We start from the raw sequence: 12,658 nt of genomic DNA on the forward strand, positions 1-12,658 counted from the left end.
ATTCTGGCTGCCCGGGCCGTGTCGTGACACCGCCTGCGGACAATCAGTGTCGCGGATCGATCTCCCGCAGCCGGCCGGTCGTCACATCGAAGACGAACCCGCGCACATCGTCCCGGTGGGGCAGGAACGGCGAGGTGCGCACCCGCTGCATGGACTGGCGCACATCCTGGTCGAGGTCCTTGAACGCCTCCACCGCCCAGGCCGGGCGCTGGCCGACCTCCGCCTCGATCTCGTGCCGGAAGTCCTCGGTGAGGTCGAGCAGACCGCAGCCGGTGTGGTGGATCAGCACCACCGAGCGGGTGCCCAGCGCCCGCTGACTGATGGTCAGCGAGCGGATGATGTCGTCGGTGACCACCCCGCCGGCGTTGCGGATGGTGTGGCAGTCGCCGAGCTCGAGGCCCAGCGCGGCGTGCAGGTCGAGGCGGGCGTCCATGCAGGCGACGACCGCGACCCTGAGGACCGGACGGGCGTCCATGCCGGGGTCGGTGAAGGCGTCGGCGTACTCCGCATTGGCCTCGACCAGATGGTCGGTGACCGTGGGCTCGGTGCGGCCGGAGTCGGGGTGCGGGCTCTGGGGCGCGGGAGACGCGGGTATCGACATACGGATGACGGTAATCGGCCGGCTGTCCGGGGGTCTCTCCAGGACGGGACAATTCCAGGTCAATGCGGCCGTCCTGTGAGGCAAGGCACACCCTTCCGGCATGCCGCCATCCGGGCGACTCCCTCACTTTCCGTGATCCTTTCCGGCTGTCCGCCGCCCCGCCCCACACCATGGCGGGACGCGCAGGTCGGTTGGTTGACCGAAGGGACGAGTGGACTAAAGTGGCGCGAAGTGGGAGGCCCGACGCTCCCCTCGGAACCAGAAACCCGCACGTGCGCGACGTGTACGCACCCCTCGGCCTCCTCCCGCTCCGGTCTCCCCGGCATCGCTTCCCCGGTGCCCGGCCGGCCGCCTCCCCTTCGAGCGGGCGGGGACCCGGCGGTGAGTGCCGCCGCGCCTCCCCGTGACTCAGAAGGGCGCATGACCACTGCATCGGCGGGGGACACCCCCGGACCCCCGGGCGCGCGACACGTCCCCGTCATGCTCCAGCGCTGCCTGGACCTGCTCGCCCCCGCGCTCACCGAGCCGGGCGCGACCGTCGTCGACTGCACCCTGGGCGCGGGCGGACACAGCGAGGCACTGCTCGAGACCTTCCCCGGCGTCCGGCTGGTGGCCCTGGACCGCGACCCCACCGCACTCGCGCTGGCCGGTGGGCGGCTCGCCCCCCACGGCGACCGCGCCACCCTGGTACGGGCCGTCTACCACCAGCTCCCCGAGGTGCTGGCCCGGCTGGGCATCCCGCGCGTCCAGGGCGTCCTCTTCGACCTCGGGGTCTCCTCCATGCAGCTCGACGAGGCCGGCCGCGGCTTCGCCTACGCACAGGACGCCCCGCTGGACATGCGCATGGACCAGACGACCGGCATCAGCGCGGCCGAGGTGCTCAACACCTATCCGCCCGGCGAACTGGTGCGCATCCTGCGCGCGTACGGCGAGGAGAAGCAGGCCAAGCGGATCGTGTCGGCCATCGTCCGGGAGCGCGAGAAGGAGCCCTTCGGCAACAGCGCCCGGCTGGTGGAGCTGATCCGCCAGGCACTGCCGCAGGCCGCCAAGCGCACCGGCGGCAACCCGGCCAAGCGCACCTTCCAGGCGCTGCGCATCGAGGTCAACGGCGAGCTGGCGAGCGTGGAGCAGGCCATCCCGGCCGCCGTCGCCGCGCTCGCGGTCGGTGGCCGGATCGCGGTGCTGTCGTACCAGTCGCTGGAGGACCGCATCGTCAAGCAGGTCTTCGCGGCGGGGGCCGCCAACACCGCACCCCCCGGGCTGCCGGTGGTCCCCGAGCGCTACCAGCCGCGCCTGAAGCTGCTCACCCGCGGTGCGGAGCTGCCCACCGAGGAGGAGATCGCCGAGAACCGGCGGGCCGCCCCCGCCCGGCTGCGCGGAGCCGAGCGCATCCGCGAGGACGTCGCGTGATGGCGGCCGCCCGGAGCCGGGGCGCCCGCCTCGGGCGGCTGTTGCCGGTGGGGCCCATGGGGGCCCGGCGAACCCCGTTTGTCCTCCTGGTCGTGGTGCTGCTGGGATCCGGCCTGATCTCGCTGCTGCTGCTCAACTCCTCGCTCAACCAAGGCTCGTTCGAACTCAGCCGCCTCCAGCACAAGACCACCGAGCTGACCGACGAGCAGCAGGAGCTGCAGCAGGAGGTCAACCAGCTCGCCGCGCCGGACGCGCTGGAGCGCCGCGCCCGCGAGCTGGGCCTGGTCCCCGGCGGCAGCCCCGTCTTCCTCAACCCGGACGGGACGGTCCGCGGCGTGCCGGCCCCGGCGCCGTCCGCAGGGGGCGACCCCGAGGCGGACACCGCCGCGTTCCGGCCCCCGGCCCCGCCGCCCGCCGTGCCCGCCCCGGCGGCGGCGCCGCCCGTACCCCATCTCCCCACGGCGGTGCAGAGCGCGCCGCCCGGCCCCGCCCCCTCCTCCGGACTCCCAGGCAGGTGACGTAAGTGACGGCGCCCAGGCAGCCCCGCCGCCCGGTCCCCGGGCCCGCACATCCCGCCGCGCGCCCCCGGGCCGGAACCCAGCCGCTGCGGCTGGGCAGCCCCCGGCCCCGGCTGCGGCTGATCGGCTTCGCGCTCACGCTCGTCATCCTGGCGTTCACCGGGCGGCTGCTGCAGGTGCAGGCCGTCGACGCCGGCGCCTACGCGGCCCGGGCCAACGTCAACCGCTACATCCCGGTCACGCTGGCCGCCGCGCGCGGCTCCATCACCGACCGCGGCGGGGTGGACCTGGCCACCACCGTCGACGCCTATGACATCACCGCCGACCCGGGACTGCTGACCCCCGAGCGGCTCAAGAAACAGGACGCGCCCCGGGAGCTCGCCCAGCTGCTCGCGCCGGTCCTGCGGGAGAGCGCCGACGCCCTGGAGCAGAAGCTCACCGCCAACCCCAAGTCGCGCTATGTGGTGCTGGCCCGGCAACAGAGCCCGCAGGTCTGGAACCAGATCAGGGAGCTGAAGAAGAAGGCCGCCGCCAAGGCACCCAAGCGAAACGGCCTCCATCTGCTCAGCGGCATCAACCGCGAGGCCCACAGCAAGCGCATCTACCCCAATGGCGATCTCGCCGCCGGGCTGCTGGGCTTCGTCAACGCCGACGGCCAGGGCGGCGGCGGGCTGGAGGCCCAGCTGAACACGGCGCTGGCCGGCAAGAACGGCAAGCGGGTCTTCGCCCAGTCGGGCGGCCGCCAGGTGCCCACCGGGGACGTCAAGGAACAGGCGGCCGTGCCCGGTTCCGACGTCGAGCTGACCATCGACCGGGACATCCAGTGGGCCGCCCAGAACGCCATCGCCGAGCAGGTGCGCACCTCGCAGGCGGACCGCGGCTATGTGGTCGTCCAGGACACCCGCACCGGCGAGATCCTGGCCATGGCCAACGCCCCCGGCTACAACGCCAACGACCTCGCCCACGCCGACCGCGCCGCCATGGGCAACCCGGCGCTGATGGACGCCTACGAACCCGGCAGCACCAGCAAGGTCATGACCATGGCGGCCGTGCTGGAGGAGGGCGCCGCGACCCCCGACACCCATGTGGAGGTGCCCAACCGGCTGCCGCGCGCCGACCGTTCCTTCGCCGACGACATCGACCACGGCACCTGGCACCTCACCCTCAACGGGGTGCTCGCCAAGTCCAGCAACATCGGCACCATCCTCGCCAGCGAGCAGCTCGGCAAGACCCGGGAACAGGCCAACCAGGTGCTCTACTCGTATCTGCACCGGTTCGGCGTGGGACAGCCCACCGGCCTCGGCTTCCCCGGCGAGACCCCCGGCATCCTCGCCCAGCCCCAGAAGTGGAGCCTCTCCCAGCCGTTCACCATCCCCTTCGGCCAGGGACTCTCCCTCAACGCCGTGCAGGCCGCCTCCGTCTACAGCACGATCGGCGGCGGCGGCGAGCGAATCCAGCCAACCCTGGTGCGCGGCGCCAAGGGCCCGGACGGCCGCTTCACGCCCGCCCCCACCCCGCCACGGACCCGGGTGATCAGCGAGAAGACGGCCAAGCAGCTCACCACGATGCTGGAATCCGTGATCGACGACCGGGAGGGCACCGGAGTGAAGGCGAAGATCCCCGGATACCGGGTGGCGGGCAAGACCGGCACGGCCAACCGGGTGGATCCCCGTACCGGCCGCTACCACGGCTACACCGCCTCCTTCGCCGGATTCGCCCCCGCCGACCAGCCGCGGATCACCGTCTACTGCGCCATCCAGAACCCCACCAGCGGCAGCTACTTCGGCGGCCAGATCTGCGGCCCCGTCTACCGGCAGGTCATGGAGTTCGCACTGAAGACCCTCCAGGTGCCGCCGTCCGGCAGCGAGGCACCTCGGCTTCCGGTGAACTACTAGGGCGTGACGACGATCACTCCCGGACCCGGGAACCACGGCCAGGCACGCCCCTCGCTTCGCGACGGGGCGGGTGCGCCCGGTACGCTCACCGCCGTGCCCCACGCTGATCAGTCCCAAACCACCCCGCCCGCCCGGAGCCCGGGAGCGCCGCGCCCCACCCGGGTCCGCCCCGTACCGCTCGCGGAGCTGGCCGGTCAGCTGGGCATCGCCGCACCCCGGGAATCCGCGGCCGCCGTCACCGGCATCACCCATGACTCGCGGGCCGTGCGCCCCGGCGACCTCTATGTCGCGCTGCCCGGCGCCCGCTTCCACGGCGCGGACTTCGTCGCCCAGGCGGCCGGACTCGGTGCGGCCGCCGTGCTGACCGACCCGGCGGGCGCCGAGCGCGCCGCCGCCACCGGCCTGCCGGTGCTGGTCGTGGCGGACCCGCGCGCCCGGATGGGCGCCCTCGCGGCGACGGTCTACGGCGCGCCCGGCCACGACCTGCTGCAGATCGGCATCACCGGCACCTCCGGCAAGACCACCACCGCCTACCTCATCGAAGGGGGACTGCGCGCCGCCGACGGGCCGACCGGCCTCATCGGCACCGTCGAGTCCCGCATAGGGGACGAGCGGCTGAAATCCGAGCGCACCACCCCGGAGGCCACCGACCTGCAGGCCCTGTTCGCGGTGATGCGAGAGCGTGGCGTCCGCTCGGTCGCCATGGAGGTGTCCAGCCACGCCCTGGTACTGGGCCGGGTCGACGGCTGCGTCTTCGACATCGCGGTCTTCAACAACCTCAGCCCGGAGCACATGGAGTTCCACTCCGGCATGGAGGACTACTACCGGGCCAAGGCCGGACTCTTCACCAAGGAGCGCAGCCGCCTGGGCGTCGTCAACATCGACGACGAGTACGGGCGCCGCCTCGCGGCGGGCGAGTCCGAGGTCCCGGTGATCACCTTCTCCGCCGAGGGCCGCCCCGAGGCCGACTGGCGCGCCACGGACGTCCGGACCGGCCCGTTCGACTCCACCTTCACCGTGCTGGGCCCCGAGGGCCGGTCGGTACGGGCCGGGGCACCGCTGGCCGGGCCCTTCAACGTCGCCAACGCGCTGGCCGCCGTCGTCGCGCTGGCCGCCGCCGGGATCGACCCGCAGACCGCCGCCGACGGAGTCGCCGCGGTCCCCGGCGTGCCCGGCCGGCTGGAGCGCGTCGACGCGGGCCAGCCCTATCTGGCCGCGGTGGACTACGCGCACAAGACGGACGCCGTCGAATCGGTTCTCCGCGCCCTGCGCAAGGTCACCACCGGCCGTCTGCACGCCGTCCTCGGCTGCGGCGGCGACCGCGACCGGACCAAGCGCGCCCCCATGGGCGCGGCACTGGCCCGGCTCGCCGACACCGCCGTGCTCACCTCCGACAACCCCCGCTCCGAGGACCCGCTCGCGATCCTCGCCGCCATGCTCGCGGGCGCCGCCGAGGTGCCCGCCGACGAGCGCGGTACCGTCCTCCTGCTGGAGGACCGGGCCGCCGCCATCGCCGCCGCCGTCGCCCGCGCCGAACCCGGCGACACCGTCCTCGTCCTGGGCAAGGGCCATGAACAGGGCCAGGACATCGCCGGAGCGGTACGCCCCTTCGACGACCGTCAGGTGCTGCGCGAGGCCATCGAGACCGCGCGGCCTCGTTCGTCGACCCCTCACCGGAACGACCAGGGATGACAGACCGCCATGCGCGCACAACCCTCCACCCGGAAGCCCGACCGAACGGCCGGAGGTGACCACCGGTGATCGCACTGTCCCTCGCCGAGATCGCCGAGATCACCGGCGGACAGCAGCACGACATACCGGACCCGGGACGCGCCGTCACCGGCCCGGTGGTCATCGACTCCCGTGCGGTGCGGCCCGGCGGCCTCTTCGCCGCCTTCGCGGGCGAGCAGGTGGACGGCCATGACTTCGCCCGCCGCGCCGTCGAGGCGGGCGCGGCGGCGGTGCTGGCCGCCCGTCCGGTCGGCGTCCCCGCGATCGTCGTCGAGGACGTCGAGCGGGCGCTGGGCGCCCTGGCCCGCGCCGTGGTGGAGCGGATCGGCACCACCGCCGTCGCGCTCACCGGCTCGGCCGGCAAGACCAGCACCAAGGACCTGATCGGCCAGCTGCTGGAGCGGCTCGGCCCCACCGTGTGCCCGGCGGGCAGCTTCAACAACGAGATCGGCCTGCCGCTCACCGCGCTGCGCGCCGACGCCGAAACCCGTTACCTGGTCCTGGAGATGGGCGCCCGCGGGGTCGGCCACATCCACTACCTCACCGAGCTGACGCCCCCGCGCATCGGCCTGGTCCTCAACGTCGGCACCGCCCACATCGGCGAGTTCGGCGGCCGCGAGCAGATCGCGCTGGCCAAGGGCGAGCTGGTCGAGGCACTGCCCCCGGCCGAGGACGGCGGCGTCGCCGTGCTCAACGCCGACGACCCGCTGGTACGGGCCATGAGCACCCGCACCAAGGCCCGTACGGTCCTCTTCGGCGAGGCCGCGGACGCGGACGTCCGCGCCGAGAACGTCCGCCTCACCGCGGCCGGACAGCCTTCCTTCACGCTTCACACCCCCACCGGGTGCGGGGAAGTGACCATGCGGCTGTACGGTGAGCACCACGTGTCGAACGCGCTCGCCGCGGCCGCCGTCGCCCATGAGCTGGGCATGCCCGCATCCGAGATCGCCACCGCGCTCTCCGGGGCGGGCCAGGTCTCGCGCTGGCGGATGGAGGTCACCGAGCGCTCGGACGGCGTGACGATCGTCAACGACGCCTACAACGCGAACCCCGAATCCATGAGAGCCGCGCTGCGTGCGCTGGCCGCCATGGGAAGCACCGGGCGGCGCACGTGGGCGGTCCTCGGCCTGATGGCCGAGCTCGGCGACGAGTCGCTCGCCGAGCACGACGCGGTCGGGCGGCTCGCCGTCCGGCTCAACGTCAGCAAGCTCGTGGCAGTCGGGGACAGGGAAGCGGCCTGGCTGCGGATGGGCGCCTATAACGAGGGTTCGTGGGGTGAGGAGTCGGTGCACGTGTCCGACGCACAGGCGGCGGTCGACCTGTTGCGCAGGGAGCTGCGACCGGGGGACGTCGTACTGGTGAAGGCATCCAGGGCATTTGGCCTGGAGCAGGTGGCGCAACAGCTGCTCGCGGGTGAGGGCGAGGTCACCGGCTGATGAACCAGATCCTCTTCGCGGGTGTCATCGGGCTCTTCCTGACCCTCATCGGCACCCCGCTGCTGATCAAGTTCCTGGCCCGCAAGGGCTATGGCCAGTTCATCCGCGACGACGGCCCGCGCGGCCATGCCGGGAAGAAGGGCACGCCCACCATGGGCGGCATCGCCTTCATCATGGCCACGCTGGTCGCCTATGCCGTCACCAAGGTGATCACCAGCAAGGAGCCCACCACCTCGGGCCTGCTGGTGCTGTTCCTGACGGCGGGCATGGGCCTGGTCGGCTTCCTGGACGACTACATCAAGATCGTCAAGCAGCGGAGCCTGGGCCTGCGGGCCAAGGCGAAGATGGCCGGCCAGCTGATCGTCGGCATCACCTTCGCGGTGCTCGCGCTGAATTTCTCCGACACCCGCGGGCAGACCCCGGCCTCCACCCGGCTGTCCTTCACCCAGGACTTCGGCTGGTCGGTCGGCCCGGTGATCTTCGTGGTCTGGGCGCTGTTCATGATCCTCGCGATGTCGAACGGCGTGAACCTCACCGACGGCCTGGACGGCCTGGCCACCGGCGCGTCGGTGATGGTCTTCGGCGCCTATGTCTTCATCGGCACCTGGCAGCACGGCCAGTGGTGCGGCAACTCGCTGACCTCCGGCGCCGCCTGTTACGAGGTGCGCGACCCGCTCGACCTGGCGGTGGTGGCCTCGGCGCTGATGGGCTCCTGCTTCGGCTTCCTGTGGTGGAACACCTCGCCCGCCAAGATCTTCATGGGTGACACCGGCTCCCTCGCCCTGGGCGGCGCGCTCGCGGGGCTGGCCATCTGCTCCCGCACCGAGCTGCTGCTCGCCCTCCTCGGCGGACTGTTCGTGCTGATCACCATGTCCGTGGTGATCCAGGTCGGTTCCTTCCGCCTCACCCGCAAGCGGGTCTTCCGGATGGCCCCGCTCCAGCACCACTTCGAACTCAAGGGGTGGAGCGAAGTCCTTGTGGTGGTCCGGTTCTGGATCATCCAGGGCCTGTGCGTGGCCGTCGGACTCGGAATCTTCTACGCCGGATGGCTGGCCATCAAGTGAGTTTCCACGGCAAGCACATCACCGTCGCCGGCCTCGGCGTGAGCGGCATCAGCGCCGCCCGCGCCCTGGCCGGCCTCGGCGCGCACCTCACCGTCGTCGACGGCGGCGACAGCGCGGCACTGCGCGAGCGCGCCGCCTCCCTGCGGGGCATCGAGGTCCGCCTGGGCGACGCCCACACCCTCCCCGAGGGCACCGAACTCGTGGTCACCTCGCCGGGCTGGAAGCCCGACAGCCCGCTCTTCGCGGCCGCCGCCGAGGCGGGCGTCGAGGTGGTCGGCGATGTGGAGATCGCCTGGCGGCTGCGCGGCGAGGGCGCGGCCCCCTGGCTCGCCGTCACCGGCACCAACGGCAAGACCACCACCGTCCGGATGCTCGCCTGCATCCTGGAGGCCGCGGGCCTGCGCACCGCCGCCGTCGGCAACATCGGCACCCCGATCATCGACGTGGTGCTCTCCCCGGAGCCGTACGACGTCCTCGCCGTCGAACTCTCCAGCTACCAGCTGCACTGGGCGCCCTCGCTGCGCGCCCACTCCGCGGCCGTCCTCAACATCGCCCCCGACCACCTCGACTGGCACGGCTCCATGCAGGCGTACGCCGCCGACAAGGGCCGGATCTACCAGGGCAACCAGGTCGCCTGTGTCTACAACGCGGCTGCCGCCGACAAGGGGGTCACCGAACACCTGGTCCGCGAGGCCGATGTCGAGGAGGGCTGCCGGGCCATCGGCTTCACCCTCGGCGCCCCCCGCGTCTCCGAGCTCGGCGTCGTCGACGGCATCCTGGTCGACCGGGCCTTCGTCGCCGACCGGCAGCAGAGCGCCCAGGAACTCGCCGAGGTCGCCGACATCGCTCCCCGGTCGGGAAAGGCAGCCCCGCACAACATCGCCAACGCCCTCGCCGCCGCCGCCCTGGCCCGCGCCTTCGGCGTCGAACCCCGGGCGGTACGCGACGGACTGCGCGCCTTCCGGCCCGACGCCCACCGTATCGCCCTGGTCGCGGAGGTCGACGGGGTCGCCTATGTGGACGACTCCAAGGCCACCAACACCCATGCCGCCGAGGCGTCCCTGGCCGCCTATGAGTCGATCGTGTGGATCGCGGGCGGCCTCGCCAAGGGCGCCACCTTCGACGAGCTGGTCGCCAAGGCGGCCGGGCGGCTGCGCGGCGCGGTCCTCATCGGCGCCGACCGGGCCCTGATCAAGCAGGCACTGACGCGACACGCACCGGATGTCCCGGTGGTGGACCTCGCCCGGACCGACACTGGGGCGATGGCCGCGGCCGTCCAGGAGGCGGCGCGGCTCGCCAAGCCGGGAGACACCGTCCTGATGGCCCCGGCGTGCGCCTCGATGGACATGTTCACCAACTACAACAAGCGCGGCGAAGCCTTCGCCCAGGCGGTCCGGGAACTGCCCTCGGGCCGCGGCGCGCAACAGTAGCCGCACGGTCCCCGCGCCACGGGCCGGGCGGCACGGGAACCAGCGGAGGGGACACCCCGGATGTACGCCGACGACACCGCGGGCCTGCCCCCCGCGCGCCTGGCCCTGCGCGGCTCCACACCCCGCGCGGTACGCGCCCCCCGCCCGGCGGGGGGCGGTGGCACGGCCCGCGGCCCGCGGCCGCCCCGCCCGCCGCGCGGCACCGTACTGGGCGGGCTGCGCACCCTGCACCGCCGCGCCAAGCGCGCCTGGGACCGGCCGCTCACCGCCTACTACCTGCTGCTCGGCGGCTCACTGCTGATCACCGTGCTGGGCCTGGTGATGGTCTACTCCGCCTCCCAGATCAAAGCCCTGCAGAGCGGACTGTCCCCCACCTTCTTCTTCCGCAAGCAGCTGCTCGCCGCCGCCATCGGCGCCGTGCTGCTGCTGGTGGCCGCCCGGACGCCGGTCAAACTGCTGCGCGCCCTCGCCTACCCCCTGCTGGCCGGCTCGGTCTTCCTGCTCGTCCTGGTCCAGGTGCCGGGCATCGGCGAGACCATCAACGGCAACACCAACTGGATCTCCCTCGGCGGCCCCTTCCAGGCCCAGCCCAGCGAATTCGCCAAGCTCGCGCTGGTGCTCTGGGGCTCCGACCTGCTGGCCCGCAAATACGCCAAGAAGCTGCTCACCCAGTGGAAGCACCTCCTGGTGCCCCTGGTGCCCGTCACCTTCGTCCTGCTCGGCCTGATCATGCTGGGCGGCGACATGGGCACCACCGTCGTCCTCACCACGGTGCTGCTCGGCCTGCTGTGGGTGGCGGGCGCCCCCACCCGGCTGTTCTCCGGGGTGTTCGGCGTCACCGTCCTGCTGGCCATGCTGTTCATCAAGACCAGCGCCAACCGGATGTCCCGGCTGGCCTGCATCGGCGCCACCGACCCCGGCCCGAACGACCAGTGCTGGCAGGCCGTACACGGAATCTACGCCCTCGCCAACGGCGGCTGGTTCGGTGCCGGACTCGGTGCGAGCGTGGAGAAATGGGGCGAACTGCCCGAGCCGCACACCGACTTCATCTTCGCCATCACCGGTGAGGAACTGGGCCTGGCAGGGACGCTGTCGGTGCTCGCCCTCTTCGCGGCTCTAGGCTATGCGGGTATCCGCGTGGCCGGACGCACGGAGGAACCCTTCGTGAGGTACGCCGCGGGAGCGGTGACCACCTGGATCATGGCTCAGGCCGTGGTCAACATCGGTGCGGTGCTCGGCCTGTTGCCGATCGCCGGTGTTCCGCTCCCGCTGTTCTCCTACGGAGGGTCCGCCCTGCTGCCGACCATGTTCGCCATCGGGCTGCTGATCGCCTTCGCGCGCGACGAACCCGGTGCGCGGGCGGCGCTGGCCATGCGGCAGCCTGGGGTGAGATGGAAGACGATGAGACGGCGCGTCAAGAAGCGACCGTCCGGAGAGCGGTGAATTTCGGTGCATGTCGTACTCGCCGGCGGGGGGACCGCCGGCCACATCGAGCCCGCGCTCGCCCTCGCGGACGCCCTGCGCAGGCAGGACCCGACCGTGGGGATCACGGCGCTCGGCACGGAGCGGGGCCTGGAGACCCGGCTGGTGCCCGAGCGGGGCTATGAACTGGGGCTGATCCCCGCCGTACCGCTGCCCCGCAAGCCCACACCGGAGCTGATCACCGTCCCCGGGCGGCTGCGCGGCACCATCAAGGCCGCCGAGCAGATCCTGGAGCGCACCAAGGCGGACTGTGTGGTCGGCTTTGGAGGCTATGTGGCGCTGCCCGGCTATCTGGCCGCCAAGCGGCGCGGCGTGCCGATCATCGTCCACGAGGCCAACGCCCGCCCCGGCCTCGCCAACAAGATCGGCTCGCGCTATGCCGCTTCGGTCGCGGTGAGCACCCCGGACAGCAAGCTGCGCAATGCCCGCTACATCGGCATTCCGCTGCGCCGCTCCATCGCCACCCTGGACCGGGCGGCCCTGCGCTTCGAGGCGCGGGCGGCCTTCGGTCTGGACCCCAACCTGCCGACGCTGCTGGTCTCCGGCGGCTCGCAGGGCGCCCGCAGGCTGAACGAGGTCGTCCAGACCGTCGCCCCGGTGCTCCAGCGCTCCGGCGTCCAGATCCTGCACGCGGTCGGCCCGAAGAACGACCTGCCGCACGCGGACAACATGCCCGGAATGCCGCCATACATCCCGGTATCGTATGTGGACCGTATGGATCTCGCCTATGCCGCGGCCGACATGATGCTCTGCCGGGCGGGCGCGATGACCGTCGCCGAACTGTCCGCCGTCGGGCTCCCCGCCGCCTATGTCCCGTTGCCCATCGGCAACGGCGAACAGCGGCTCAACGCCCAGCCGGTGGTCAAGGCCGGCGGTGGTCTGCTGGTCGACGACGCCGAGCTGAGCCCCGCCTGGGTGCAGAACCACGTGCTTCCGGTGCTCGCCGATCCGCACCGGCTGTACGAGATGTCCCGCGCCGCCGCCGAGTTCGGGCGCCGGGACGCCGACGAGCTGCTGGTCGGCATGGTGTACGAGGCGATTGCCGCACGCAGATCGGGCTGACGGGGCCCGTAGAGGCAGGAGGCTGGGAG

At 72.4% G+C, this 12,658-nt stretch carries 10 protein-coding genes; 9 read left to right on the forward strand and 1 reads right to left on the reverse strand.

All coding sequences use genetic code 11. From position 1 onward, the window contains the following. Positions 1–43: 43 nt before the first annotated feature. Positions 44–601, reverse strand: a complete 558-nt coding sequence (locus tag ABCR83_RS01315; RefSeq protein WP_462692383.1) for a beta-class carbonic anhydrase — start codon at positions 599–601, stop codon at positions 44–46. Positions 602–1,021: 420 nt separating this feature from the next. Between ABCR83_RS01315 and rsmH the strand changes: the two genes are divergently transcribed. The 9 genes from rsmH (at position 1,022) to murG (ending at position 12,629) form a co-directional block, all read left to right on the forward strand. Next, positions 1,022–2,011 (forward strand): 16S rRNA (cytosine(1402)-N(4))-methyltransferase RsmH, encoded by a 990-nt coding sequence (gene rsmH, locus ABCR83_RS01320; protein ID WP_462692385.1) that lies wholly within the window; start codon positions 1,022–1,024, stop codon positions 2,009–2,011. After that, a complete protein-coding gene (ftsL, locus tag ABCR83_RS01325) occupies positions 2,011–2,529 on the forward strand; it encodes a cell division protein FtsL (protein WP_462692387.1) in 519 nt (172 codons plus the stop codon). Before rsmH ends, ftsL begins: the two co-directional genes overlap by 1 nt. Positions 2,530–2,534: 5 nt before the next feature. Beyond that, positions 2,535–4,424, forward strand: a complete 1,890-nt coding sequence (locus ABCR83_RS01330) for a peptidoglycan D,D-transpeptidase FtsI family protein (protein ID WP_462692389.1) — start codon at positions 2,535–2,537, stop codon at positions 4,422–4,424. Between the two features lie 3 nt (positions 4,425–4,427). Then, positions 4,428–6,116, forward strand: a complete 1,689-nt coding sequence (locus ABCR83_RS01335; protein WP_462692391.1) for a UDP-N-acetylmuramoyl-L-alanyl-D-glutamate--2,6-diaminopimelate ligase — start codon at positions 4,428–4,430, stop codon at positions 6,114–6,116. Positions 6,117–6,181: 65 nt separating this feature from the next. Next, positions 6,182–7,591: a UDP-N-acetylmuramoyl-tripeptide--D-alanyl-D-alanine ligase gene (locus ABCR83_RS01340; RefSeq protein WP_462692393.1), complete on the forward strand. Its 1,410-nt coding sequence runs from the start codon at positions 6,182–6,184 to the stop codon at positions 7,589–7,591. Further along, positions 7,591–8,655, forward strand: a complete 1,065-nt coding sequence (gene mraY / locus ABCR83_RS01345; RefSeq protein ID WP_462692395.1) for a phospho-N-acetylmuramoyl-pentapeptide-transferase — start codon at positions 7,591–7,593, stop codon at positions 8,653–8,655. Before ABCR83_RS01340 ends, mraY begins: the two co-directional genes overlap by 1 nt. Further along, positions 8,637–10,085 carry a UDP-N-acetylmuramoyl-L-alanine--D-glutamate ligase gene (gene murD, locus ABCR83_RS01350; RefSeq protein ID WP_462692397.1) on the forward strand — a complete coding sequence of 483 codons (1,449 nt, stop codon included), beginning with the start codon at positions 8,637–8,639 and terminating at the stop codon, positions 10,083–10,085. The genes mraY and murD overlap by 19 nt, the downstream gene beginning before the upstream one ends. A 60-nt stretch (positions 10,086–10,145) precedes the next feature. Next, the gene (gene ftsW, locus ABCR83_RS01355) at positions 10,146–11,528 is read left to right on the forward strand and encodes a putative lipid II flippase FtsW (RefSeq protein ID WP_462692399.1); all 1,383 of its coding nucleotides are present in this window, start codon (positions 10,146–10,148) and stop codon (positions 11,526–11,528) included. A gap of 6 nt (positions 11,529–11,534) precedes the next feature. Then, positions 11,535–12,629 carry an undecaprenyldiphospho-muramoylpentapeptide beta-N-acetylglucosaminyltransferase gene (murG, locus tag ABCR83_RS01360; protein ID WP_462692401.1) on the forward strand — a complete coding sequence of 365 codons (1,095 nt, stop codon included), beginning with the start codon at positions 11,535–11,537 and terminating at the stop codon, positions 12,627–12,629. The last annotated feature ends 29 nt before the right edge of the window (positions 12,630–12,658 follow it).

It is taken from the genome of Streptomyces xingningensis (assembly GCF_054957865.1).

What these genes read in the sequence shown, in the direction of transcription:
- ABCR83_RS01315 (WP_462692383.1), bottom strand. Translation starts at nt 601, where the DNA reads ATGTCGATACCCGCGTCTCCCGCGCCCCAGAGCCCGCACCCCGACTCC.
- rsmH (WP_462692385.1), top strand. Translation starts at nt 1,022, where the DNA reads ATGACCACTGCATCGGCGGGGGACACCCCCGGACCCCCGGGCGCGCGA.
- ftsL (WP_462692387.1), top strand. Translation starts at nt 2,011, where the DNA reads ATGGCGGCCGCCCGGAGCCGGGGCGCCCGCCTCGGGCGGCTGTTGCCG.
- mraY (WP_462692395.1), top strand. Translation starts at nt 7,591, where the DNA reads ATGAACCAGATCCTCTTCGCGGGTGTCATCGGGCTCTTCCTGACCCTC.
- murD (WP_462692397.1), top strand. Translation starts at nt 8,637, where the DNA reads ATGGCTGGCCATCAAGTGAGTTTCCACGGCAAGCACATCACCGTCGCC.
- ftsW (WP_462692399.1), top strand. Translation starts at nt 10,146, where the DNA reads ATGTACGCCGACGACACCGCGGGCCTGCCCCCCGCGCGCCTGGCCCTG.